The organism is Thermobaculum terrenum ATCC BAA-798 (assembly GCF_000025005.1).
Lineage (GTDB): Bacteria > Chloroflexota > Chloroflexia > Thermobaculales > Thermobaculaceae > Thermobaculum > Thermobaculum terrenum.
In genome coordinates this window covers 429,238-453,416 of sequence record NC_013525.1, presented here as the reverse complement: position 1 = coordinate 453,416, position 24,179 = coordinate 429,238, and the positions used below count along the sequence as shown (strand labels likewise).

The following is a 24,179-nucleotide window of genomic DNA, read 5'->3' as shown; positions in this document are numbered from 1 at the left end:
TATAAGAACTTTATCTGCTTGAAGGTTTTACATCATTTTACCGGTTATGTCCAGAATTTGACCAAATAAACAGAGGGGGCCGCCACCTTGTGGCAACCCCCCTCTAGTTGTGCTACCTAGGCAACCCTACTTGGTCTTGTAGATCTTGTCAGACTCGTAGATCAGGCCAAGAGGATCGCTCAGGTGATGGGACACACCCTTGACATTTGGCTTGATCAGCACCAGCGACTCGGAGTGGAACTGGAAAGCGACTGGAGCCTTTTCAACCAGGATCTTCTCCGCTTGCTGATACAGAGGTATAGCCTGATCGATTGGCAGTTTGTCAGCCTTGTTCACCAGAGCGTTGAACTCTGGATCGTTCCAACCGTTAGGAGCCAGCGGGCTGTTGTTGCCAAACACCAGGGAATCCCAGTCCTGTGGGTGTGGATAGTCCTGAATCCATCCCAATCTATAGATTGGTGGGTTCTTGGACCTGTCGTTCAGCATAGATTGCAGGGTCGTGGACTCCAACGGAGTAGCTACGATGTCTATGTTGAGGACCTGCTTCAGGTTCTGCTGTATGAAGATAGCTCTCTTCTTGGCAGCACTGTCCTCAGCATCGTAGTACAGCTTCTGCGGTGGGAATCCTCTACCATTGGGATAACCAGCCTCGGCAAGCAGCTGCCTGGCCTTCTCAGGATCATAGGTCTGCTGAACCTCATCCTGGTGACCTGGAATTCCAGGCGGGATGAAGGTGCCAGCGGGCTTACCTACACCACCGTTGATCTGTCGTATGTACTGCTCGCGGTTGAGAGCATAGGCTATAGCCTGGCGAACCTTCTGGTTATCAAATGGCTTCTTCTCCAAGTTGAAGCCGATGTAGAAGGTCGCTGCATCAACCTGCCTTACCAACTGCTTCTGGAGATCACCCTTGATCTGAGGTAGCTGGTCAGAAGAGATACCTACTGCATCCAGCTCACCCCTCTGGTAAGCCAGGAAACCAACCTGAGGATCGTTGATGACCTTGAAGACGAGCTTGGCAACGCCCGGCTTACCACGGAAGTAGTTGTCGTTGCGCTCGAACACTACACCCTGCTGTGGGTTGTAGCTGACCATCTTGAATGGGCCATTACCGATGAAGTACTTGGGATCCTTCCACCAGTTAGTACCACCGGCCTCTACCAGATCCTGGCGGGATGGATAGGTAACCCATGTAGCCATCACGTACGGGAAGTAACCAGCGGGCTGTGTCAGCTTGATAACCAGGGTCTGGTCATCAGTCGCGGTCACAGCCTTGTCTACTACGGCCTTGAGTTGTGGCAGCTTAGCCTTGTCCTTCTCCAGATCTGCCTCGCGCCAGGCCTGGCAGCCCTGTATGGCGTACAGGATCGAAGAGTACTTACCGTTTACATTGGGGTCGCATGCCCTCTTGATGGCATAAGCATAGTTCTCAGCAGTTACAGGCTTGCCATCGGAATAGGTCATGCCCGAACGAATCTTGAACGTGTAGGTCTTGCCATCAGGAGAAACGGTCATGCTCTCCGCAGCATTTGCCACCAGGTTGTTATCCTTGTCGAGAGCCAGGAGAGGTGCAAACACCTGAGAGCTTACCTGGATCTCATTGACGAAGGACTCAACCTGTGGGTCGAAGGTCTGAGCCCCTTTGGCATAGTCTATAGTCAGAGTGGCGTTGGGATCTGCGTCTGGATTCTCAGCTCCACCACCCATAAGGGCGGGCCCGAGCTTATAAGCCTGCCCGCCAGAGGTCTGTCCACCGGTAGTAGGTGTCTCCGAAACAGTCGGAGTCTGAGACACGGCCGGCGTAGCGGACGCTGCCGGTGTCGGACTGGCTACAGGCGAAGCTACAGGCGTTGGACTAGCTGCCGGTGAGGGCGACGGGCTGGCAGTACTTGGGGTAGGAGTCTGCCCGCCTCCACCGCCACCGCAGGCAGCCAGGAACAGGCTCATAACACCTGTAGCAAGCAGCATCTTGAAAGAGCGCTTGTGGCTGTCCATTGTACCTCCTTTGTGCTGTTTTCTATTCTGAGATTACCCTAAGGAAAACTAGCTTTTTACTCTCAAAAATAAGCAAACGCTACGAAGACTAAATTCGGTACCATCACCCCCTTACCTTGTTTACAGATCCCTTCTTACCCCTCGTTTTGCACTTTCGCACTAACAGAGGCTCCACATAGAGGTTATTATAACCCCAGGCTCGGAAAAATATAACAAGTAATTTGACTAAATACTGCTCTTACCTAACTATGATTAGTCTACACAACTAATTTTCCATGACTAGGATAATGCATTACTGTCATATATTTTGTCAAGTCGTCATTTCCCGAGATGTATTCTGGCCATCTCAGGATAGCTCAGCTTTACCTCCTCAGCAGCTTCTAATTCCAGTATTCGCCTCACTCGCACTATCGCAGCCTCATCGCCTTCTATCTCAATAAATCTGCCAAACGGTAGCGTGTCCAGGCTCACCATACACCCTTCTAGCTCCCAGTAGTTGCGCACTTTGGAAAACTCAAGATCGACTTCGAAGCCCAGGCGTCTTAATATCTCGATCATAGCCTCCGCTGATTCTACTCCTGTCTGTTCTTCTTCCCTCTCCTTCACCCCTCCTCTAAACTTGGGCTCACCCTTCCATGTGAGTGTGTTTTTGCCTGCAGAGGTACGCAGGCGCAAAAGCTGACTCTCAAGACGATCGCCGGTAACATCCCGGAAGATCCTGTCAACCTCTTCTACGCGCTCTTCCCTGGGCATAGCTCCTACCCTTCTGAGTCTCTCTTCAACTTCTTCCAGGTTCTCAACCCTAAGCTTTATCTCAGTTTCCCTCATTATTCTGATATCCCTTCCGCGCCTTGCCCTAGAGTTTCAAGTTATGCGAAGATTCTAGAAAATACACTACCAGAGTTTCCCATGTCCCATAAACCGTCAGAGCCTTGTGTCCTAAGCATAGATATAGGAACTTCATCTATACGCTCATGCCTGATAGATGCTACTGGCGATATAGCCGATAATACACTGTTTGCCATCGAGCACTCACCAACAACCACCCCGGATGGGGGATCTGAGCTAGATCCCGAAGAGGCTTTCACTAAAGTCTGTGCTGTCATAGATAAATCGCTATCAGCTGCTCGGGAGTACAGCGTACTGCCAGCTGCAGTAGCGATGACATCTTTCTGGCATAGCCTCATGGGCATAGACCACAGAGGAAAGGCTATCACCCCAGTTTACCTGTGGGCAGATACACGCTCAGCACCATATGTAGATCAGCTAAGATCTGAAGCGAGCGTAGACGAGACATACAAAAGGAATGGCTGTCCGCTTCATTCCTCCTACTGGCCGTCAAAGCTGCTCTGGCTAAGAGACTCGCGGCCTGAGCTGTACTCTCAAGTAGACAAGTGGCTGTCATTTGCCGAATACGTACAGCTGAGGTTCACAGGGGAGTTAAGATGTGCCCATGGCATGGCATCAGGTACGGGCATCTACCTACAGCGTGAGATGTCATGGGATCCCTTCTGGATCGACCTCCTCGATCTGAGAGAAAATTCTCTCCCGAGACTCACTTCTCTGAGAGAACCCTTGGGGTACCTGCGCGTCTCAGATTTTCCATGGAAGGATCTTGCTGGTATCCCATGGTACCCTGCAGTAGGAGATGGAGCCTGCTCCAATATAGGTAGCGGTGCCTTCGATAGCAGCAAAGTCGCTATAAATTTTGGCACTAGCGGAGCCATTCGAATCGTGGTTGATCAGTACTTAGAACCACCCTATGGTCTATGGTTGTACAGGATAGATAAGGACAGGTTGCTATTTGGAGGTGCCCTGAGTAACGCGGGCAATATATATGAATGGTTAACTGAGACACTGCGCATCTCGCACGAGCAAGCCGAGCAATGCCTGCTGACCATTCAGAAGGTCAAACCAGGCCTGGTATTCGAACCTTATCTAGCTGGGGAAAGAAGTCCCAGGTGGCGACCTGATGCTACTGGCACCATCAGAGGATTGAGGCTGGACACAAAACCCGAGGATATATTCAAAGCCGGCATGCTGGGCGTGCTTTATGAGTTCGCCAAGGTACACGATATGCTGGATAACTCATTAGGCAGTGACGATAGAGTCACACTCTTAAGCGGTGGTGCAATCATAAAATCTCAGGCTTTGAGAAAGGCTCTCAGCGAAGTCTTGAGACGCCCAACGATGATTTGTCTGGAAGAAGAACCTTCAGCGAGAGGAGCTGCTCTACTAGTTCTGGAAGCTATAGGAGCGGTCAAGGAGTTAAAAGACGCTCCTACAAGGCTAGTAGCTCCATAGTTTTCGCCTAGGATAATGCCCTGGGTATATAATCTATATTCAGGGGGAATGTGAATTTGGAACCATGGCGGCACGAATCTTGATCTGTCGCTTAACTTAGTAAGGAGGCTGAGTAAATGGCTGTAACAACCGACCAGAAGACCCAGATCGAGCAGTGGCACGAACTAGCCCAACAGTTGAGGGTTGATAGCCTTAGGTGCAGCACTGAGGCAGGGTCCGGTCATCCCACCTCTTCCATGTCTGCTGCGGACCTTATGGCAGTCCTGATGAGCAAATATCTGCGATATGACTTCAATAATCCAGAGAATCCTGGAAACGATCACCTTATCTTCTCAAAGGGGCATGCCTCTCCCCTGCTGTATTCCATGTTCAAGGCAGCGGGAGCCATCACCGATGAGGAGTTGATGACCTTCAGAAAATTTGGTAGCCGGCTCCAGGGACACCCCACACCCGCTATACCATGGGTGGATGTTGCCACCGGGTCCCTTGGGCAGGGACTTCCCATAGCCATAGGCATAGCACTCTCTGGCAAGTACCTTGAGAAACTTCCCTACAGAGTCTGGGTACTCTGTGGCGATAGCGAAATGGCTGAAGGCTCAATGTGGGAGGCCTTCCAACACGCAGGGTACTACAAGCTCGACAACTTGATAGCAATAGTAGACGTCAACAGGCTTGGCCAGCGCGGCGAGACGATGCTCGGATGGAACCTGGACGGCTACGCGGAGCGCGCTAAGGCCTTTGGATGGCACGTCATAGAGATAGATGGTCATAACCTTGAGGAGATAGATCGAGCATACGAGGAGGCCATACAGGTCACAGGCCAACCTACCGTTATACTCGCACGCACCCATAAGGGCAGAGGCGTAAGCTTCCTTGAGGATAAGGAAGGCTGGCATGGCAAGCCCATAGATAAGGATAGCCTCCCCAAGGCGATTGAGGAACTGGGCGGTGAAAGAAACATCACCATAGAGGTTCCTAAGCCAGATCCGGTAGAAGCTCCAAGCAGAGGGGAGAACAAGCCCTTGGAGCTTCCGAAGTACGAGGTGGGAGATTCCGTAGCCACCAGAGGTGCCTATGGTGATGCCCTCAAGGCGCTGGGCGCAGCCAGAGGAGATGTGGTGGCTCTCGATGGAGAGGTAAGCAACTCCACTTATTCTGAAAGATTCGCCAAGGCCTATCCAGACAGATTCTTTGAGATGTACATAGCGGAGCAACAGATGGTTGCCGCAGCCATAGGCCTTGGAGTGCGCAAGTGGGTGCCCTTCGCATCCACGTTCGCCGCGTTCCTGACAAGAGCTTATGATTTTATACGAATGGGTGCTATATCCAGGGCTAACATCCGGCTCTGTGGGTCCCATGCGGGCGTATCCATCGGAGAGGATGGTCCTTCGCAGATGGGTCTGGAAGACATAGCGATGATGCGTGCGGTGCATGGCAGCACGGTGCTGTATCCTTGTGATGCCAATCAGACCGCCCAGCTGGTAGCTGCGATGGCAGACCAGAACGGCATCAGCTTCCTGCGAACAACCAGAGAGAAGACACCCGTCATTTATTCCTCTGACGAGGAATTCAAGATAGGCGGCAGTAAGGTCGTCAAGCAGTCAAGTAACGACGTCGCCACAGTCGTTGCCGCCGGCATAACGGTACACGAGGCGATTAAGGCCTACGAGGAGCTACAAAAAGAGGGGGTGTCTATCAGGATAGTAGATGCTTACTCTGTCAAGCCGATCGATGTGGCGACTCTGATCGAATCCCTGCAGGCCACAGGTGGCAAGCTGGTGATCGCAGAGGATCACTGGCCAGAAGGAGGCTTGGGCGAGGCAGTACTCTCTGCTCTGGCCGATTCAGGGCAAGTATCGCTTTCTGATATCAAGGTCAAGCACCTGGCGGTCCGCGATATGCCTGGCTCTGGTAAGCCGCAGGAGCTGTTGGACGCAGCAGGTATCAGCGCCAAGCACATAGCCAACGCAGTACGTGAGCTATCCAAATAGCGCTATCGGGAGGTAAACAAAAATGCGCACTAGACTACATGAGCTTATCGAACAAGGGCAGAGCCCATGGATAGACTACATCACCAGAGACATAATCAAGTCCGGAGAGCTCCAATCCCTGATAGATAAAGGCATAAGGGGTTTGACATCTAACCCAACCATATTCGAAAAGGCTATCTCTAGCTCGAAAGAGTACGATGAAGCCTTCAGGGAGTTGGTACAGAATGGAGCTTCCCAGTCCGAGATCTACGAAGGGCTGATTGTGGAGGATATACGCATGGCCGCTGATGTCCTCCGGCCTGTGTATGATGAAACAGGAGGGCTTGATGGCTACGTCAGCATAGAGGTCAACCCCAAACTGGCCTACGATACTGAGGGTACAATCGCTGAGGCCCGAAAGTTCTTCCAAACAATCGATCGTCCGAACATCTTCATAAAGGTGCCCGCTACCGACCAGGGCATCCCTGCTATCAGGCAGTTGATCAGTGAGGGCATAAACGTCAATATCACCCTCATATTCTCGATCGATTACTACGAGCGCGTCATGGATGCCTATCTTGAAGGTCTTGAGCAAAGAGTATCTGAGGGCAAGCCCATAGATAAGATCGCTTCTGTAGCCAGCTTCTTCGTAAGTCGAGTCGACACAGAGGTGGATAAGAGGCTCCAGAAGCTCATCGAATCTGAGCAGGACAGCCAGGAGAAGAGTGAACTGGAGAGCCTACTTGGAAAGGCGGCAATAGCTAACGCGCGTATAGCCTATCAGCACTTCCTCAAGAAATTCCAAGGTGAGAGGTGGGAGAGCCTGAAAGCCAAAGGAGCACGGGTACAAAGACCTCTGTGGGCCAGCACGAGCACTAAGAACCCCGCATACAGAGACGTCATGTATGTAGAAGAGCTCATCGGACCCGACACGGTCAACACTATGCCTCCACAGACTATAGAGGCTTTCCTGGATCACGGCAAAGTTGCCAGGACCATCGACAAGGATCTGGACCAGGCGTATGCTGTGATCGAGAAGCTCGAGAGCCTTGGAATAAGCATGAAAGAAGTAACTGACAAGCTCCAGGCAGATGGAGTCAAGCTCTTTGCAGATTCCTTCGATAGCCTGGACAAGGTGATCAACGAGAAGAGGGAGACTCTGATGGCGGAACTCAAAGACAGGCAGTTCGCTAATTTGGGCTCCTACGAGGGAAAATAACCGACCGCCTCCACCGATTCCAGCAGGAGTCGGTCGGCAGGCGGTTATGGCAACATGACGCCAGCATCTGGAAGGATGATCCAGCCGTACAGCAGAAGATCTGCAATAGGCTGGGTTGGCTGGATGTCATTCCAGAGATGATCAAAGAGGTCCCCAACCTGCAAAAGTTCGCAGAAGAGCTCAAAGCTGAAGGTTTTACCCATGCAGTGCTTCTTGGCATGGGAGGCAGCAGCCTTGCTCCTGACGTGCTGCGTCATACCTTTGGCTCAGCACAGGGGTACCCAGAACTCCACGTACTTGATACTACAGACAGTACAACTATCAAGTCTGTAGAGGACAAGATAGATCTGGCAAAGACCTTGTTCATAGTTGCCAGCAAATCCGGCACAACTATTGAGACGGTCTCGCAGTTCAAGTACTTCTGGGAGAAGGTTAGCTCGCTAGGGATAAGCGACCCTGGTAAGCACTTCATAGCAATCACAGATCCAGGGACAAAGCTTGCAGAAGAAGGCAGAAACAAGGGATTTAGGGCCGTATTCGAGAACCGAGAGGATATAGGCGGTAGATACTCCGCATTGTCCTACTTCGGCCTGGTGCCTGGGGCTATCATTGGCGCTCCAATTGATAAGCTTCTGGACAGAGCTCAGGACATGTCAAAGGAATGCGGTCCTAACGTAGAGCCTAAGGACAACCCCGGAGTGTGGCTCGGCACCATCATGGGTGAGATGGCCCTAGCTGGCAGAGACAAGCTCACTCTGGTGATTTCGCCTGGGATAGGCACCTTCGGCTATTGGGTAGAGCAACTTATAGCCGAAAGCACAGGGAAAGAAGGCAAAGGCATACTACCTGTTGAGGGCGAGACCTTAGGTGAGCCCAGCTCCTACGGGGATGATAGGCTCTTCGTCCATCTAGACATGGGCTCTCCTGAGGACAAAGAAATGGGGCAAAAGCTCGAGAGCTTGGCCCAGGCCGGGCACCCCGTCGTTACACTTCGCCTGGCAGGTCCAACTGATATGGGCGGAGAGTTCCTGAGATGGGAGATAGCTACAGCTATAGCAGGAGCCATACTTGGTATCAATCCATTCGATGAGCCCAACGTGCAGGAGAGCAAAGATAACACCAATCGCCTCCTGAAAGAGTACGAAAACACAGGCAAGCTGCCGGAGCCAGAGCCTGATATAACCGAGGATTCGATCTCTCTGTATGGATATCAAGGGCATACTCTTGCAGGGGCGCTAGAAGCGTTCCTATCCAGCGCAAAGGCAGGGGACTACCTGGCTATCATGGCTTATGTGCCTTACAATCCAGAGGTCGAAAAGCCCCTACAGGAAGCCAGAATCCAGCTAAGAGATGCACTAACGATAGCTACTACCTTTGGCTATGGACCGCGATTCCTGCATTCCACAGGGCAGCTACATAAGGGCGGAGCAGATAACGGCATGTTCCTGCAGGTAACTTACGATGAGCCCCAGGACATGCCAATACCAGGAGTTCCTTACAGCTTCAACGTTCTCAAGAGGGCTCAGGCTCTGGGAGACTTCGAAGCCTTGAAGGGAAGGGGGAGAAGAGTGCTCAGGGTGCACTTGCGAGGAGAACTCGTAGAGGCACTCAGGCAACTACAATCCCTCGTACAGGATGCTATAAAGGTTAGAAGCTAGGGTGGTATCATAGAGGGTGGGGCGATAAAATCTAACGTCCCACCCTCGTAGTTTTCGTAAAGGTAAACGTAATAAAGAGCTGTGAGGCGTATATGACGACTGTAATCGAGAACCCACTTAGGGCAAGTACGCATATAGAACGTACTCCACAGCCCTGTGCGATAGTGGTCTTTGGTGCTACCGGCGATCTAACACATCGCAAGCTAGTTCCTGCCTTATATAACCTTGCAGTTGATAAGCTTTTACCACCTAACTTCGCGATAATAGGTTTTGCCCGACGCCCCTGGAGCGACGATTACTTCAGGGAAGAGATGCTCAAAGGGGTACAGGAATTCTCGCGTAGGAAGCCTGATCCAAAGATCTGGGAAAGTTTTGCACAAAATTTGTACTACGTGCAATCAGAATTCGACAACGTAGAAGGTTATCAAAAGCTAAAGGATTTTTTGGATAAGCTCGACAGTGAAAAAGGACTCGGTGGGAACAGGCTATACTATCTGTCAGCCTCTCCATCCTATTATGAAACGATAGTCGAAAGATTAGGCGATGTAGGTCTAAGCGGGAGGTCTCGCAGAGCTGAACAGGGATACACCCGTATCATCATAGAAAAGCCTTTCGGCCATGATCTGCAGTCGGCACGAGAACTTAATGACCTGTTGCACCAGTTCTTCTCTGAGGATCAAATATTCCGCATAGACCACTACCTGGGTAAGGAAACCGTACAAAACATACTGGTATTCAGGTTTGCTAACTCCATATTCGAGCCTATATGGAATCGGAACTACATAGACCACGTACAAATAACGGCAGCTGAATCTATTGGCATCGAGGGGCGTGGGAAATACTACGAGGAATCAGGCGCGCTGAGAGATATGATGCAGAGCCACCTATTGCAGCTCCTCAACTTAGTAGCAATGGAGCCGCCTGTGGCGTTCGATGCAAACTCAGTGCGCGATGAAAAGGTCAAGGTCCTTAGGGCTATTCGACCGATTCGAGGTAATGCCGTAGCCGATCAGGTAGTAAGAGGCCAATATGGTCCCGGCTTAATAGATGGGAAAGAGGTACCTGGCTACAGGCAGGAGCCGAACGTAGATCCCAACTCAGTTACTGAAACCTACGTGGCGATCAAGCTATTTATAGACAACTGGCGCTGGCAAGGAGTACCCATCTATATGCGCACCGGCAAGCGCCTGAAGAAGAGGGTCACCGAGATCGCAATCCAGTTCAAGCAGCCCCCGTTACTGCTGTTTGGGCAACAAACAGATGGCATTATCGAGCCTAACGTATTGGCGTTGCGGATACAGCCAGATGAAGGCATCTCATTGACTGTATCCGTCAAGACCCCGGGCACCAGGCTCAATATACGGCCAGTAAAGATGGAATTCCTGTACGGAACAGGCTTTGGCATTGAGCCTCCCGAGGCCTATGAGAGGTTGCTGCTGGACGCCATGATAGGTGACTCAACCCTATTCACTCGCCACGATGAGGTGGAAGCTTCTTGGGCCTTCATAACCGACATACTTGATGCTTGGAAGCAACTGCCTCCACCCCAGTTCCCGAACTATGAAAGCGGTAGCTGGGGGCCGAGAGATGCGGATCGATTGCTCTACCGAGACGGTAGGGAGTGGCGCTGGTTATAGGGATCAATTATCTTGACAGAGGTTGTTGGTAGATGGCAGGAAAGTTATCGATTGTAGAAAATTCCTCCGAGGTAGCTCGAGCTGGAGCTGAGCAGTTCATATCCAGAGCTAAAGAATCAATAGATGACCATGGTTCGTTCTTCGTGGCGCTATCAGGTGGATCAACGCCTGTGGCAATGTACAAGTTGCTAGCTTCGGATGAATACAGAGGCAAAGTCGACTGGGACAAAGTGCTCTTCTTCTGGAGCGACGAGAGGTGTGTGCCTCCAGATCACCCGGATAGTAACTACGGATCAGCACATCAGCATCTCCTGCAGCCACTCGGTATAACCGAAGACAGGGTCTTCAGAATGAAGGGCGAACTCCCACCCGAAGAAGCTGCAAGAGAATACGAGGAGATTGTAAAGAAGGCTGTACCTGGCGATCCTCCAAGATTCGACCTGATATTTCTAGGATTGGGAGATGATGCGCATACAGCCTCATTATTCCCTGAAACCGACGCTCTGCATGTCACCGATAGATTAGTGGTACATAACTACGTACCCAAGCTGAATACCTACAGGATCACTTTTACTTCTACCCTTATCAATGCGGCAGCCAGTGTGGTCTTTCTGGTATCTGGGGAGGGCAAGGCAGAAGCGCTCAAGTCGGTCTTGGAGGGCGAGCAAAATCCGACTAAGTACCCTGCTCAGATGGTAAATCCAACCAGTGGCGCGCTGCTGTGGGTCGTAGATCGGGCAGCAGCCAGTCTGCTCTCAGGCACACAGTAGCCAAGCCGGAATTGGCAATTTTCCCCAGTTCGTATACACTATTTCTGCCTTCTAGGAAATCATTTTTATGATGGGGAGTAATCATGCCTGTAGTAATAGGTATTGACGTAGGCACGACAGGTGTCAGGGTTCTGGCTGTAGATCAATCAGGGAATGTCGTAGCGGAGTCAACCTCGGAATATCCACTGTACACTCCCAGACCAGGATGGACAGAGCAGAACCCAGAAGACTGGTGGGTAGCAACCCAGGAATCCCTACATAAAGTCATCCAACAGGTTAAGGATGAGATCCTAGGATTAGGGCTTACAGGACAGATGCATGGATCCGTTTTCCTCGACGAGAGAGGCGACGTGATCCGTCCCGCACTGCTATGGAATGATCAAAGAACCGCTAAGCAGTGCGAAGAAATGACCGAGGTCGTAGGTTACGACAAGCTTATATCCATAGCTGGGAATCCAGCACTAACAGGCTTCCAGGCCCCAAAGATCCTATGGCTTAGAGAAAATGAGCCTGAGAACTATTCCAAAGTTAGGCACGTCCTTCTTCCAAAGGACTACGTTCGTTACAAGCTGACAGGTGAATTTGCAACTGACGCATCGGACGCTGCTGGAACTCTTCTTCTGGACGTGAAAGCTAGAGACTGGTCTCGTGAGATCCTAGAGGCGCTCGAAATCCCCTTAGAATGGCTCCCAAAGGTATTCGAAGGTCCAGAAGTAACGGGCTATGTATCCCAGGACCTGGCTGATAGCCTAGGGTTAGGCTCCAAGATACCAGTAGCTGCGGGCGGTGGAGATAACGCAGCGGCTGCAGTAGGGACAGGTATCATCAAAGAAGGATTGATGAGCTCCTCGATAGGTACTAGCGGTGTTCTCTTCGTACATTCTGAAGAGTTTCGTCCCGATCCCTCAGGCAGGATACATGCATTCTGTCACGCTGTCCCTGGTAAATACCACCTGATGGGCGTGACACTCTCGGCCGGAGGATCGCTTCGGTGGTGGAGAGATCTCCTTGGAGGGTTGAACTATGATCAACTCTCAGAGCTTGCTAGTACAGCTCCACCTGGATCTGAAGGACTTTTATTCTTACCATACCTGACAGGTGAACGCACACCTCACTTAGACCCACACGCACGAGGATCATTCTTTGGGCTCACAGCTAGACACGATAAATCCCACATGACTCGTGCGGTAATGGAAGGCGTCGTATTCAGCATGCTGGATTCTCTCCAGATCATCAGAGAGTTAAATGTGGAAGTAAATGAGGTCAGAGCAATAGGCGGCGGCGCACGTAGCCAGCTCTGGAGGCAGATCCAGGCTGATATATATCGCCTACCCATAAAACGTACGGTAGCCGAAGAGGGTCCAGCCTATGGTGCTGCACTCCTAGCAGGCGTCGCTTCCGGCATATACAAAGACGTCGAAGAGGCATGCTCACTCATAGCACTCAGAGACGAGGTCACATATCCGGACGAATCAAGATCCGACTTATATGCTCGCTACTACGAAGTCTACAAGAGCCTTTATCCAAGTACCAAAGACGCCATGCATCAGCTATCAGAGCTAGCTTCAATGTAAGAGATGCGATGGGCTGGAGGATCAATCTCCAGCCCATTATTATGCCATGCCTGTACTATGCCCCGCCCCTAACACCATAGCATCAAATGGGAGCCCCACCTCTTGCCCTATGCCCCGCAGGGTCTCGACGACTTTGTAATAGAGGGGAACTCCTTCACGAGAATATTCCTCTTGAAGCTCCCACTCTTTCTCACCTGCTACCCATATCCTATCTTCCCCCTCAGCCTTGGGGGATTCCTTGAGCATTCTGATGTAATCATCCATCTCTTGCTTGAACTCGTCAATGGGCCTGAAGGCATCTACCCTCAACGCCCAGAAGAAGTGTCCCACCCTGGATGGTACTAGCTTGCCATCTACAGGCTCATCTACTTTGGGACCCCAATTTGAACCGGGCAGCACCCCGCATAGCAGATCTACCATTACAGATAGGTTATAGCCTTTATAACCACTAAACAGAGCTGTACCTCCTAAAGGTAAGATACCCCCTCCCAAGCGGGCAGTTAGAGCATCCAGAACCCTCTGAGCGTCTGTCGTAGGCTGACCGGTTTCATCCACAGCCCAACCAAGGGGCATGGGCTTGTTCTTCCTTGCGTACACCTCAAGCTTACCCCTCGGGACCACACTTGTCGCCATATCGAGCACCCATGGCCTCTCTTTACCCGCAGGAATAGCCACAGCAATCGGATTGGTCCCTATCACAGCTTTTCTACCACCAGTAGGTACCACCAGCGGACTTGAATTAGTCAGGCTCATCCCTATCATGTCATGCTCTAGCGCCATCATCGCATAATAGCCCGCTATGCCATAGTGGTTACTGTTCCTTACAGCAACTGTACCGCTCCCAACTTCCCTGGCTTTATCTATAGCCAGCTGCATAGCCCACATAGCCACGGGTTGCCCTAGTCCATTGTTACCGTCTACAAGAGCGGTAGATGATGTTTCCCTAACTATCACAGGGTTTGCTACCGGAGAGATAAGCCCCTTCATCAATCTGCTAGTGTAGCGGCCAAGACGAGCCACCCCATGACTCTCTATGCCTCTAAGATCAGCTGCAACCAGCACATCTGCAGTAACATCAGCGTCCTCCCTAGGCACGCCCAGCTTACAGAAGACTTCTGTTACCCAGGATTTGAGCGCCATATGATCTACGCTTATATAATCCTGATCCCGAGACTCCTCCACGTTAGCCATAGCTTACTCCTCTCAACTCTAGATTAAGTCCTACCCACATCAAAAGGTACCTGCAGGTACGACGCCTCATCAGGAAATATCTTGCCAGGATTGAGTATATTGTTTGGGTCGAGCGCCCGCTTAATGGTCCGCATCACTCCTATAGTAGTACTGTCGAGAGCCAACCCAAGAAAACCCTTCTTGAGCAGCCCAATTCCATGCTCCCCTGTGAGCGTACCACCCAACTCCACAGCTGCTTGAAAAATCTCTGCAGCTGCTTTCTGTACCCTACTCACCTCATCAACGTCCCGCTTATCAAAGAGTATGTTGGGATGAATGTTCCCATCCCCAGCGTGACCATAGATAACCAGCTTCAGATCGTACTTCTCAGCTATCTCTTGGCACCTGCGTATCATCTCCGGGACAGCGCTACGGGGGACACACACATCCTCGCCAAGTTTGTTGGGCTTTATCTTAGCTACAGCGGGACTAACGGATCTTCTAGCTCGCCACAGCTCCTCAGCTTGCGATTCATCCTCGGCCAAATTCACCTCAGCAGCTAGTTCCGATAATATCCCATCTATATGCCTTATCTCAGCTTCTACCGCTGACTCATAGTATCCATCTGACTCCACAAGCAGCATCGCCTCCGCTGCAACCGGCAGTCCTATACGCAGGTAATCCTCTACCACCTGGATACAGGACTTGTCCATCAGCTCCATAGCGGCCGGTATTATCCCTGCTCGTGTAATCTCTGACACAGCCTTACCAGCATCTTCTAGCCTGTCGAATACCGCCATCAGAGTACGCCTATATTTTGGATAAGGAATCAACCTAAGCGTTATCTCGGTAATGATAGCTAGCGTTCCTTCACTGCCAATAAGCAACTGCTCAAGCTGATACCCTGTCACGTTCTTGATTACTCTTCCACCAGCCCTGCCTACCTCGCCTGTAGGAGTTACATACTCCATACCCAATACGTACTTGCTGGTTACACCATACTTCAGACACCTTAATCCACCAGCATTCTCTGCCACGTTCCCCCCTATAGTACTATGCTGCACACTAGAGGGATCGGGCGGATAGTAAAGACCATATTTGCGGACTTCGCTCTGCAGATCATGAGTTATTACTCCCGGTTGCACTACGGCGATCAGGTTGTCCGGATCTATCTCGAGTATCTTGTTCATCCTGGTGAGACTCATAACTATGCCCCCATTAATGGGGATGGTGCCGCCAGAGAGATTAGAAGAGCCTCCACGAGGCACTACTGGAACGAGCTCTCTATTGGCTATAGACATCACCTGGGCAACCTGTTGTGTAGATGTGGGCAAAACCACACAGTCTGGCATAGCTTCTAACCAGGTGCCATCTATAGAGTAGGCTAACAGATCCCCTTGATCCACAAGCAGTCCTGAAGGACCAAGTATCGACCTTAATTCCTCGATCACGCTCTCCTTCATCAAGCCATTACTCCTAAGGTTCCCTACAGGCTGAGTATAACAGAGTAATCAATTACAATTAGACAGAGCTCTAGAAACCACTTCGAGGATCGGATTTGCTTGAGACCATAGTCGTTATCTCCAGAACTATACACATAGTATCTGCCGCTGCTTGGCTAGGCGGTAGTATATTCTACGCTTTTGTACTGATCCCCAGCCTCAAAGAGGCAACTATCGACGAGAAGCTGAGGATAAATATAGCCAGGAGATTTCAAACCATAGTATCTATAGCCATGTGGTTGCTGCTCGCCAGTGGAGGTATCCTCACGTTCGATAGACTATCCAATACGCGTTTGGGAACCACCTATGTATCCGTGCTCGTACTTAAAGTAGCGCTGGCTATATGGATGTTCTTCCTGGCTGGCTCGCTAAGACGTAATAGACGCAAGGCACAGTACAACCCCTACCAAGAAGGTGTGCTAGCCAGATGGAGGGGCACCATCCCTGTACCCTGGGTGATCCTTGTAACCGGTATGGTAGTCTTCTTGCTGGGTGCAATATTGACCACGATGTATCAAAGCACAAGCTAGATTTGCAAAGGAGCTGGATATTTGCAAGATAGAGTCGATAGAGACTTCACGAGAGAGGAGCAACCTCTAGCTGTAGGTGATGAGCATCTGTCCGAGCTGGAGGAAAGGATCGGAGCAGCCCCTGCTAGGATCTCAATACTCCTCCTAGGATTCGTGGGGTCCTTGATGCTCATCCTTCTGATGGCTATAATCGCCCGCGATATATTTCCGGAACAATCGATTAGCTTAGATCGAACAATATACTTATATCTCAGGAACCATGCATCAAGTTTCCCCGGCCCACTGTTTGTTTTAGGGACCTACCTTGGATCGTTTATAGTAATTGGTCCGTTAACAGCTGCGATCTGTGCTCTACTTTTCCTAAAGGGATATAGGAGAACTCCAACATTCCTTGTGGTGTCTGCAGTTGGAGGCATATTAGTAAACCAGGTCTTTAAGGACTACGTAACACGCCCTCGGCCCAGCTGGCCAGGTATCCATCAAATAGGAGACTATAGTTTCCCAAGCGGACATGCTATGAACTCTGTGGTGTTCTATATAGCGCTCGCCAGCATCATCTGGGTGCTATTCGGTAAGCTGTACGGCACGATAAGCTTTATAATAGCTATCTTCCTGGCATTGTTCATAGGAACTAGCAGGATATATTTCGGCTACCATTACTTCACGGACGTAATCGGTGGTTACATAACCGGCCTGTTATGGGTAGTAATCGCGGCTACCGCCACTCAAGGCGGTAGCCACATAATAAGACAAAGAAGGGCAAACAAATCTAAAATCTAGGGAGCTCAACCTCACAACGGCTTTTGGCTGATGCATAAGCTCCCGTAATTATCTGTAGTGCCGCCCTAGCCTCTTCGCCTGTGGAGAACGGCTCAGCCTTATCCAGCACCCAGCGCACGAAGTAATCAAACGGATTGTTCCTACGGCTACTCTGAGGAACTTCCAGCTCTACCAGCTTACCATCTGGAGAATCCTCAGACCTGAGATTCGCAACAAGCGGTTTTCCAGGATATGCCCAAGCATACAACGTACCCTTATCGCCGTAGACGACTAGATTAGCCTCATTCTTCGGCCTGTAATTCCATGAAGCCTGTATGAAACCAAGTACATCATTGCTGAACCGGATCGTAGCCATACCCATATCTTCAACATCACCAAAACGGCCACTATTGACCACCATAGCCGAAACTGAAGACGCAGGAGCGCCCACAACCCACTGAACCAGGTCAGCAACATGAATACCTAGATCCAACAAGGCCCCACCACCTGATTTTGTGAGTTCGAAGAACCAAGTATCAGTAGCTCCCCAGTACTCTATAGGTCCGGCATGGTTGAGAAGAGCTCTTACTGCCTTCACCTCTCCTATAAACCCTTCGCTGACTAATCTTTGAGCCTCCTCGGCTGGTGGAGCGAATCTCAGGCTGTGGGCAACCATCAACTTGACCCCGTTCTTGTTGGCAGCCTCGATCATAGCATCAGCTTCAGCAATAGTCCTAGCTATGGGTTTCTCAACTATGATGTGCTTGCCTGCCTCAGCGGCAGCTATCGCAGCTGGGGCGTGTAGGTAATTAGGCAAGCAAATATCTACCACATCCACATCGTCCCTTAGAATCGCTTCTTTCCAATCATCAGTGGCAGCATTAGCCCCATACTCATTCTTCAGCCTCTCCGCCTTAGATAGGTCTCTACTAGCGAATACTGTTATCTGCGCATCCTCGGACTTTACATATGCAGGTATATGCTCTCTTTGGGCTATGAGCCCGCATCCCAATATAGCTACTCTTACAGGCATACTACTCCCCTACAACTTAGTTAGATCTGCTTACCTAGTACCCAGAATACTCTATTTATCTTGGCATCCGCCACCTTCGCATAAAACGGTATAGGCCCCACCCATATTACCTCACATTTCTCGTGACCCAGCATCCTAAGATCACGCATGCATCTATAGAACAGAATCCGGCCAATCCCCTTACCCCTCAGTTGCTCTTCGGTACCAGTAGGGCCAAACCCATTCTCAAAAGCCGTACCTCCATAAGAGGCAAAGGCACATATCCTACCATCACGCAGAGCTATATGTGTCGATATTGGTTCATTTTGGTAGGTAGCCAGAGCCTCACATTGCCAAGTAGAGCCCCAAACATCCAGAAGCCATTTGCTAAACTCCTCCCTGTCATCCAACGATAACCTTCGAAACACGAAGCCCTCCCTCGCAAGCCTGTCCTCGTCGGCAGATGTATCCCAGTCTCGAGAGAGCAGATCTACTTCCATGTTGAAACATCTAACATCCGCGATCTGAAAACCATGCTTGATCAAGAAACAGATTGCCGGGGTATACCTTACATCTACTCCTGGCCAGAAGTAGATGGGTGCACTACCCCCAACCCTCAGGGTTTTCATACCATCAGCTTGAATCCTGTTTATCAGCTCTTTCAGCAGCTGAGTAGCATAACCTCTCCTCTGGTAAGCAGGATCGGTAGCAAATAGCCTTATAGCAGGAGCAGGACCTTCTTCTGATGTACGGACCCCCCCCAGCATAACGCTCACTAACTTATCTCCATCCCATAAGGACAGTTGGTATTCTGGCCTATGCTCTGGCTCCTGGAATATACGGTGCTTTAGTAAGTTTATAGAGAACTTATCCAGAGGCAACGTCCTGCTACATAGGTCCAAGAGATCAAGCAGATCACACTCTCTAAGCTCGCGAAGTTCCATCTAGCTCCTCCCAAACACTATTTTTGAACCATCGATTAGGTGTTCAGAGACAAATATAAATAGAGTATAAAGCAGATCGAATAAGAGCTTACGACGTATTCGTGTCCCAGCCACAAGACACAATACCAAGGCTTTTCTAATCAAGGAACACAAATAATTCATAAGGGCTTAGGAACTGCTTACTGGTACACTATTGTTAGAGATTATCTCAGCTGAGAATCCGCCAGGAGTTTGCAAATGAGTGTTGCCGAAAGAGAAAGACCGCTGGGAAGGGGAACCACATACTTGCTAGTGGCTGGCGATGTACTAGCTATTGTACTTTTCGTAGTACTCGGCTTTAGAAGCCATCACATACAGGTTCACTATTTGGCAAACCTGATAAGGGTGGCAACACCCTTGCTTGCAGGTTGGTTTATCGTCTCAATGTTCACGGGCGCATACAGGCCTACTGCGGTTCTTGGAGAGTTCATGAAGAGATCGGCGCTAACGTGGATAGGAGGAATATTGCTAGGTCTCCTGATAAGAGGTCTAGTTCTCAGAGAAGGCTTCATCTTTACGTTCATGTTGGTCACCCTTGCTGTAACAGGCGTGCTACTGCTTGGATGGCGATTGGTATATTTCCTGATTATCTCTGGGCGTTCACCATCCAGGTGATGATATAATCTTAGTGGATAAATAAGGCCTTCGGGGCAGGGTGCAATTCCCGACCGGCGGTAGAGCCCGCGACCCCCTGCAACAGGGGTGGACCTGGTGAGATTCCAGGGCCGACGGTAAGAGTCCGGATGGGAGAAGGCCGCTATAGCTAGGTGTATCGCATAAGTCGATACTCCTGATAGGTAGCGGATTGAAGCCTCGAAGGTTCGTACGAACCTTCGAGGCTTTTGATTTGTACATTACCCTTCCCGGTTCCACCTCCCCAAGGCCCATAAGGATTATTTGGGAGAGCAAATTATTATGCGCCAGGAGAGCTATGGTCTACCAGCATACAAAATCTCTACGGGTGCGGGAGAGCTAAAGGGCAAGCTTTCACTATGGGGCTGGGTAATAGCCTCGCTTATACTTGCCATCCTGCTATGGGAAGCAATAGTGCTCGTAGGCAAGTATCCAACATACATACTGCCTACCCCAATGGAGGTCTGGCAAAGGTTTCTACAGAGCCTTGCAGACGGTACCTGGTGGACCCACACAAGGATTACTCTCCTAGAGAGCATCTTGGGTTTTGCTCTGGGATTTGGCGTGGCAGCTGTGTTCGGATACATACTAGCCCATTGGCGAGCTGTAGAACGGCTCCTTAGTCCTCACATAGCAGCTAGCCAGGCGCTCCCTGTGGTAGCTATAGCTCCTCTGATAACTCTATGGTTTGGATATGGACTCCTAGGAAAAGTAATAGTATGCGCGCTGGTAGTGTTCTTCCCCATCCTAGTCAATACCATCGTGGGAATTAGGAATGTTCCAAGAGACTTGATAGAAGTAGCGCAGGTATACGGAGCAGGATGGTGGCAAACATTCTGGATGGTAGAACTACCTCTATCCCTACCTGTGCTACTTGGAGGTATACGCCTCGGATTGACATTATCCATAACAGGAGCTGTTGTGGGCGAGTTTGTGGGGGCAGATGTGGGGCTGGGAGTACTTCTAAATATCTCAAAGGGCATGTTTGATACCCCTCTGATGTTCGTAGCCCTCATAACACTAGCGCTGATGGCAGCGTCCTTTTATGGCATAGCCCTATTACTAGAAAAAATTCTACTAGCCTGGCATTACGAGTAAATTGTTCACGGAGGGTGTTGATGTTCACAAAATCGTCTAAGGTATGGGTTCTTCTACTGTTATTCTTGCAACTTGTGGTTGTCGGTTGTGGGGCAGGTAACAGCACACCAACCATTGGTAGTACGTCGGCTAATATCACCCCTACTACATCCTCGGAAAGCAACCAGAATTCGCAAAATACGAGCAGCAACCTAAAGCAGGTCACTTTAGCTTTGGGATACATACCAACTGTTCAGTTCGCCCCCTACTACGTAGCACAGGAGAAGGGTTTCTACAAAGAGGAAGGCCTGAACGTAAAATTCAACCATGGTATCATAAGCGATCTCATAAAGATGGTTGGCACTGGGAAGATACCTTATGGCGTCGCAAGCGGCGATGAGGTGCTCGTTGCCAGATCTCAGGGGGTACCCGTAGTATATCTTGGCGCCTATTTCCAAAAGTATCCTGTAGTCCTTATAACCCGTAGCGAAGATCATATCACAGATATAAAGCAGCTCAAGGGGAAGGTAATCGGAGTGCCAGGGCAGTTCGGTGCCACCTACACGGGACTACTTGCTCTGCTTCACTCGGCCAACATGAACGAAAAAGACGTCAAGATAAGGTCCATAGGCTTCACCCAGGTACAAGCCCTGGAGCGCAAGCAGGTAGATGCGGTGATGGGTTATGCCAACAACGAACCTATACAGCTAAGACACCTTGGAGTAAAAGTAAACACCATACCGGTCTGGGAGCATTTGAACCTTGTATCAAATGGCCTGATAACTAGCCAGGATAAGCTGAGCTCTGACCCTCAGGAAGCAGCAGCGGTCGTAAGAGCAACGATGAAAGGACTTCAATACACCATCGATCATCCAGAAGAAGCCTTCCAGATAAGCCTTAAGTATGTGCCAGAGGCAGCACAGGATAAAGAGATCCAAATGGAAGTGCTCAAATCCTCGATAGAGCTCTGGCAAAGTCAGGCCACAAAAGAGCACGGCCTTGGGTATACAGATCCTAACATGTGGAAAACTACACTGGACTTCCTCAAGAGCATAGGACTTATCAAACATGATGTGGATCTCTCCAAGGTTTACACCAACCAGTTTGTGGAAAGATCCAGGTAGTTATCCACAAAAAACACGTTTTCCTGTGGATAACATGTTGATAAAGTGACACCCTTTACTCATAGTAAAAGATTGGCCATTTAGCCAACCTTTTACTATGAGTAAGTTACGTATTGACCGAAAGTATCGGAATTGGGTACCGGGGAGAATTCAAACCCGCCTATCCGTGGTGGTGGTACGGACTTGCCTAGCTCCTCGCCCGCATCCATCCGCAATATAAGATCTACCGTCTCTTTCATATCCACGGCAGGCTCAAGTGGATATTTGGCCACATCACGCAGGTCCTGCAGTGTTACGCCGTCCAGAAGTCTTCTCCCATCGTTATCTAAGGCTACCCTAGGGATGAGTATCAGATCCGTCCCTTCAATAGATTCTATTATCGGCACAAGGTCCTCACCCACCAGCAATCCTGAGACGTTAGTACTGGGACCGTAAAACTTGTTTTCGACCGGGATCACATCCACACTCAGTCCCGAGCAAGCATCTTGCATTTTGTCAGCCACCTGCCTTAGCACCTTGGCGGGAAGCGTTCCGCAAAGTATGGTCACTTTTCTGGTTGACTTCAAGCGCTCAGGAAGCTTTCTCCTAGATTCCTTAAAGCCCTCGAGCATGTACCTTACCATCCCTATGCCGTTCTCGAGCTGTGGAAAGCCCTCGTAGTGCTTAGCAGCAGGAACACTCTTCCCTGCCATGAGGTAGAACTCATCAGAGGCGAACACCAAATTCGTGCCGAGCTCCTTACGAAACTGCGCTCTACGCCTATCAACCTGCTTTACTACCTGCTTCGCTTCCTCTGGTGTATAGCTCCTGACGGGAGTGCTGGCTTGGGAGGCTATAATCCTGTTATGCCTTCCCCCCGCTCGAACACTTCCTCCTCTAAACTGAGTAAGCCCCACAGGAACCACAGCTATAGAGAGCACAGTAGGATAGAGCGCAGCAAGGTCATCTATGGTCCTCTCAAGCTGTGGACCATCATTGAGCCCAGGACATAGAACTAGCTGTGTATGGACCTGAATGCCAATCTCACGCAACCGCGCAAGCTGCTCCAGAATATCCGGAGCTTTAGGATAGCCCAACAACCTGCGACGAAGATCCGGATCTGTTGTATGCACGGAGACGTAGAGAGGGCTAAGCCTTTGCTCCTCTAATCTCCGCCAATCAGATGGAGTCAGATTAGTAAGTGTAACGAAGTTACCAAACAGGAAACTATACCTATAATCGTCGTCTCTTATGTAGAGACTATCCCTCATACCTTCACGATTTTGATCCACAAAGCAAAAAGGGCACGCATTTGCACACTGCCTTATGGGATTAAACGTTGGTCTTGCGAATTCAACACCTAAAGACTCATCGGGATCCTTCTCAATCTCGAAGATGATATACTCTTGTCCTCGCTTGACCAGTAGTTCCACATAGTCAGCTGCACCGTAGAACCTATAATCGATGATATCTCGCAGCGGTCGACCATTGATCTGCAGCAACACGTCCCCGGGCTGAAGTCCCAGGTCGTCTGCTATGCTGTTTGGCTGTACTCTTACAACTTCTCCGCCGTGAATCACAGCATCTTCACCTTCTTGGCTATCTTCGCCCACGTACTAGCTAGATGAACAGGCCAAGGGCTTAGCCTCGCCTCAGTAAGCACAGCCTGCCTTGCAGACATAAGAAACTCATCTGCGTTCGAGAAAGGACTTAGTAAAGTAGTACCCGTCCCCACTTCAGGATAAGTATGCGCATCCGAACCGGCTACAACCGGGATACCTTTGGAGGCAGCATAGATCTCCGCCTTGGTATTATCCTCGGGCTTAGTAGTCCTGGAATTGAAAGCTTCTATGATATCCACCAGATTTTTCGTTATTAGCCTCTCCAAAACTTCTGTTTTGAGTCTGCTATTGCGCAGGCTATCAAAGGGGTGAGGAACACTAACGATCCCCCCTTGAGACTTGATCTCCATAGCTGTGTCCTCAGCTGACAAACCCTGGGGTATATAGCGCTTTAGGAAATAGCCTATTAACTCCCCCTCACGAGTCTTGATCTCCTCTCCTACAATAACCGTAAAAGGAGCTATAGAGGCTACCTCAAAGGCGCCCCCTATCTCGTTATGGTCGGTTATCGCCAGGACTTCTATTCCCTTTTCAATGCACACCTGAACCAGCCTGTCTGGTCGCATCAAGCAATCACGAGACCAACTGGTGTGGCAGTGCAGCTCAGCTCTAACAAGGTCATTAGTTGACATACCTAACTATGTTATGGCAGAGAAGCGCC

General features: G+C 50.2%; 20 protein-coding genes and 1 riboswitch. Of the genes, 12 read left to right on the top strand and 8 right to left on the bottom strand.

Translation table 11 applies throughout. From position 1 onward, the window contains the following. Positions 1–126: 126 nt before the first annotated feature. Positions 127–1,995 (bottom strand): peptide ABC transporter substrate-binding protein, encoded by a 1,869-nt coding sequence (locus tag TTER_RS02075; RefSeq protein WP_012874374.1) that lies wholly within the window; start codon positions 1,993–1,995, stop codon positions 127–129. Positions 1,996–2,313: 318 nt separating this feature from the next. Continuing rightward, complete coding sequence (locus TTER_RS02070; protein WP_012874373.1) at positions 2,314–2,823, bottom strand: class IV adenylate cyclase; 510 nt, start codon at positions 2,821–2,823, stop codon at positions 2,314–2,316. 81 nt (positions 2,824–2,904) lie between these two features. Here TTER_RS02070 and TTER_RS02065 point away from each other — a divergent pair, with 81 nt between their 5' ends. The 7 genes from TTER_RS02065 to xylB all read left to right on the top strand — a co-directional run bounded on the left by TTER_RS02065 (position 2,905) and on the right by xylB (position 13,127). After that, positions 2,905–4,299, top strand: coding sequence for a gluconokinase (locus TTER_RS02065; protein ID WP_012874372.1), 1,395 nt, complete (start codon positions 2,905–2,907; stop codon positions 4,297–4,299). 116 nt (positions 4,300–4,415) lie between these two features. After that, positions 4,416–6,290: a transketolase gene (locus TTER_RS02060; protein WP_012874371.1), complete on the top strand. Its 1,875-nt coding sequence runs from the start codon at positions 4,416–4,418 to the stop codon at positions 6,288–6,290. A gap of 22 nt (positions 6,291–6,312) precedes the next feature. Next, the gene (gene tal, locus TTER_RS15995; RefSeq protein ID WP_049822929.1) at positions 6,313–7,488 is read left to right on the top strand and encodes a transaldolase; all 1,176 of its coding nucleotides are present in this window, start codon (positions 6,313–6,315) and stop codon (positions 7,486–7,488) included. After that, positions 7,485–9,146, top strand: a complete 1,662-nt coding sequence (locus tag TTER_RS15990) for a bifunctional transaldolase/phosoglucose isomerase (RefSeq protein ID WP_049822928.1) — start codon at positions 7,485–7,487, stop codon at positions 9,144–9,146. Before tal ends, TTER_RS15990 begins: the two co-directional genes overlap by 4 nt. A gap of 92 nt (positions 9,147–9,238) precedes the next feature. Then, entirely contained in the window at positions 9,239–10,783 is a 1,545-nt protein-coding gene (gene zwf, locus TTER_RS02045; protein ID WP_012874370.1) for a glucose-6-phosphate dehydrogenase, read from the top strand. 32 nt (positions 10,784–10,815) lie between these two features. Further along, positions 10,816–11,553, top strand: coding sequence for a 6-phosphogluconolactonase (pgl, locus tag TTER_RS02040; RefSeq protein ID WP_012874369.1), 738 nt, complete (start codon positions 10,816–10,818; stop codon positions 11,551–11,553). Positions 11,554–11,636: 83 nt separating this feature from the next. Beyond that, positions 11,637–13,127, top strand: coding sequence for a xylulokinase (xylB, locus tag TTER_RS02035; protein ID WP_012874368.1), 1,491 nt, complete (start codon positions 11,637–11,639; stop codon positions 13,125–13,127). Positions 13,128–13,166: 39 nt separating this feature from the next. On the opposite strand, the gene TTER_RS02030 is transcribed toward xylB, so the two are convergent. Together TTER_RS02030 and TTER_RS02025 are read right to left on the bottom strand one after the other, a co-directional pair. Then, positions 13,167–14,318: an Ldh family oxidoreductase gene (locus TTER_RS02030; RefSeq protein WP_012874367.1), complete on the bottom strand. Its 1,152-nt coding sequence runs from the start codon at positions 14,316–14,318 to the stop codon at positions 13,167–13,169. A gap of 23 nt (positions 14,319–14,341) precedes the next feature. Beyond that, a complete protein-coding gene (locus TTER_RS02025; RefSeq protein WP_012874366.1) occupies positions 14,342–15,760 on the bottom strand; it encodes an FAD-binding oxidoreductase in 1,419 nt (472 codons plus the stop codon). Positions 15,761–15,855: 95 nt separating this feature from the next. Between TTER_RS02025 and TTER_RS02020 the strand changes: the two genes are divergently transcribed. Beyond that, on the top strand, positions 15,856–16,329 hold the full coding sequence (locus TTER_RS02020; protein WP_012874365.1) for a hypothetical protein: 474 nt from the start codon (positions 15,856–15,858) through the stop codon (positions 16,327–16,329). Positions 16,330–16,350: 21 nt separating this feature from the next. Continuing rightward, on the top strand, positions 16,351–17,109 hold the full coding sequence (locus TTER_RS02015) for a phosphatase PAP2 family protein (RefSeq protein ID WP_012874364.1): 759 nt from the start codon (positions 16,351–16,353) through the stop codon (positions 17,107–17,109). Here TTER_RS02015 and TTER_RS02010 read toward each other — a convergent pair. After that, on the bottom strand, positions 17,099–18,121 hold the full coding sequence (locus TTER_RS02010; RefSeq protein ID WP_012874363.1) for a Gfo/Idh/MocA family protein: 1,023 nt from the start codon (positions 18,119–18,121) through the stop codon (positions 17,099–17,101). The two genes, TTER_RS02015 and TTER_RS02010, sit on opposite strands and share 11 nt — an antisense overlap. A 20-nt stretch (positions 18,122–18,141) precedes the next feature. Further along, a complete protein-coding gene (locus TTER_RS02005; RefSeq protein ID WP_012874362.1) occupies positions 18,142–19,044 on the bottom strand; it encodes a GNAT family N-acetyltransferase in 903 nt (300 codons plus the stop codon). A gap of 237 nt (positions 19,045–19,281) precedes the next feature. Here TTER_RS02005 and TTER_RS02000 point away from each other — a divergent pair, with 237 nt between their 5' ends. The 3 genes from TTER_RS02000 (at position 19,282) to TTER_RS01990 (ending at position 21,917) form a co-directional block, all read left to right on the top strand. Further along, on the top strand, positions 19,282–19,698 hold the full coding sequence (locus tag TTER_RS02000; RefSeq protein ID WP_012874361.1) for a DUF3054 domain-containing protein: 417 nt from the start codon (positions 19,282–19,284) through the stop codon (positions 19,696–19,698). A gap of 22 nt (positions 19,699–19,720) precedes the next feature. After that, positions 19,721–19,842, top strand: a riboswitch (FMN riboswitch). 156 nt (positions 19,843–19,998) lie between these two features. Beyond that, positions 19,999–20,814, top strand: coding sequence for an ABC transporter permease (locus tag TTER_RS01995; protein WP_012874360.1), 816 nt, complete (start codon positions 19,999–20,001; stop codon positions 20,812–20,814). 20 nt (positions 20,815–20,834) lie between these two features. Continuing rightward, positions 20,835–21,917, top strand: coding sequence for an ABC transporter substrate-binding protein (locus TTER_RS01990; RefSeq protein WP_012874359.1), 1,083 nt, complete (start codon positions 20,835–20,837; stop codon positions 21,915–21,917). 95 nt (positions 21,918–22,012) lie between these two features. Here the strand turns inward: TTER_RS01990 and TTER_RS01985 are convergent, their stop codons facing one another. Beyond that, positions 22,013–23,476, bottom strand: a complete 1,464-nt coding sequence (locus TTER_RS01985) for a DUF512 domain-containing protein (RefSeq protein WP_012874358.1) — start codon at positions 23,474–23,476, stop codon at positions 22,013–22,015. Next, a complete protein-coding gene (locus TTER_RS01980; RefSeq protein WP_012874357.1) occupies positions 23,473–24,150 on the bottom strand; it encodes a PHP-associated domain-containing protein in 678 nt (225 codons plus the stop codon). The genes TTER_RS01985 and TTER_RS01980 overlap by 4 nt, the downstream gene beginning before the upstream one ends. Positions 24,151–24,179: the final 29 nt, after the last annotated feature.

Bases quoted from the DNA above. Each gene is read 5' to 3' on its own strand.
- TTER_RS02075 (WP_012874374.1), bottom strand. From the start codon at position 1,995: ATGGACAGCCACAAGCGCTCTTTCAAGATGCTGCTTGCTACAGGTGTT.
- TTER_RS02070 (WP_012874373.1), bottom strand. From the start codon at position 2,823: ATGAGGGAAACTGAGATAAAGCTTAGGGTTGAGAACCTGGAAGAAGTT.
- TTER_RS02065 (WP_012874372.1), top strand. From the start codon at position 2,905: ATGTCCCATAAACCGTCAGAGCCTTGTGTCCTAAGCATAGATATAGGA.
- TTER_RS02060 (WP_012874371.1), top strand. From the start codon at position 4,416: ATGGCTGTAACAACCGACCAGAAGACCCAGATCGAGCAGTGGCACGAA.
- tal (WP_049822929.1), top strand. From the start codon at position 6,313: ATGCGCACTAGACTACATGAGCTTATCGAACAAGGGCAGAGCCCATGG.
- zwf (WP_012874370.1), top strand. From the start codon at position 9,239: ATGACGACTGTAATCGAGAACCCACTTAGGGCAAGTACGCATATAGAA.
- pgl (WP_012874369.1), top strand. From the start codon at position 10,816: ATGGCAGGAAAGTTATCGATTGTAGAAAATTCCTCCGAGGTAGCTCGA.
- xylB (WP_012874368.1), top strand. From the start codon at position 11,637: ATGCCTGTAGTAATAGGTATTGACGTAGGCACGACAGGTGTCAGGGTT.
- TTER_RS02030 (WP_012874367.1), bottom strand. From the start codon at position 14,318: ATGGCTAACGTGGAGGAGTCTCGGGATCAGGATTATATAAGCGTAGAT.
- TTER_RS02025 (WP_012874366.1), bottom strand. From the start codon at position 15,760: ATGAAGGAGAGCGTGATCGAGGAATTAAGGTCGATACTTGGTCCTTCA.
- TTER_RS02010 (WP_012874363.1), bottom strand. From the start codon at position 18,121: ATGCCTGTAAGAGTAGCTATATTGGGATGCGGGCTCATAGCCCAAAGA.
- TTER_RS02005 (WP_012874362.1), bottom strand. From the start codon at position 19,044: ATGGAACTTCGCGAGCTTAGAGAGTGTGATCTGCTTGATCTCTTGGAC.
- TTER_RS02000 (WP_012874361.1), top strand. From the start codon at position 19,282: ATGAGTGTTGCCGAAAGAGAAAGACCGCTGGGAAGGGGAACCACATAC.
- TTER_RS01995 (WP_012874360.1), top strand. From the start codon at position 19,999: ATGCGCCAGGAGAGCTATGGTCTACCAGCATACAAAATCTCTACGGGT.
- TTER_RS01990 (WP_012874359.1), top strand. From the start codon at position 20,835: ATGTTCACAAAATCGTCTAAGGTATGGGTTCTTCTACTGTTATTCTTG.
- TTER_RS01980 (WP_012874357.1), bottom strand. From the start codon at position 24,150: ATGTCAACTAATGACCTTGTTAGAGCTGAGCTGCACTGCCACACCAGT.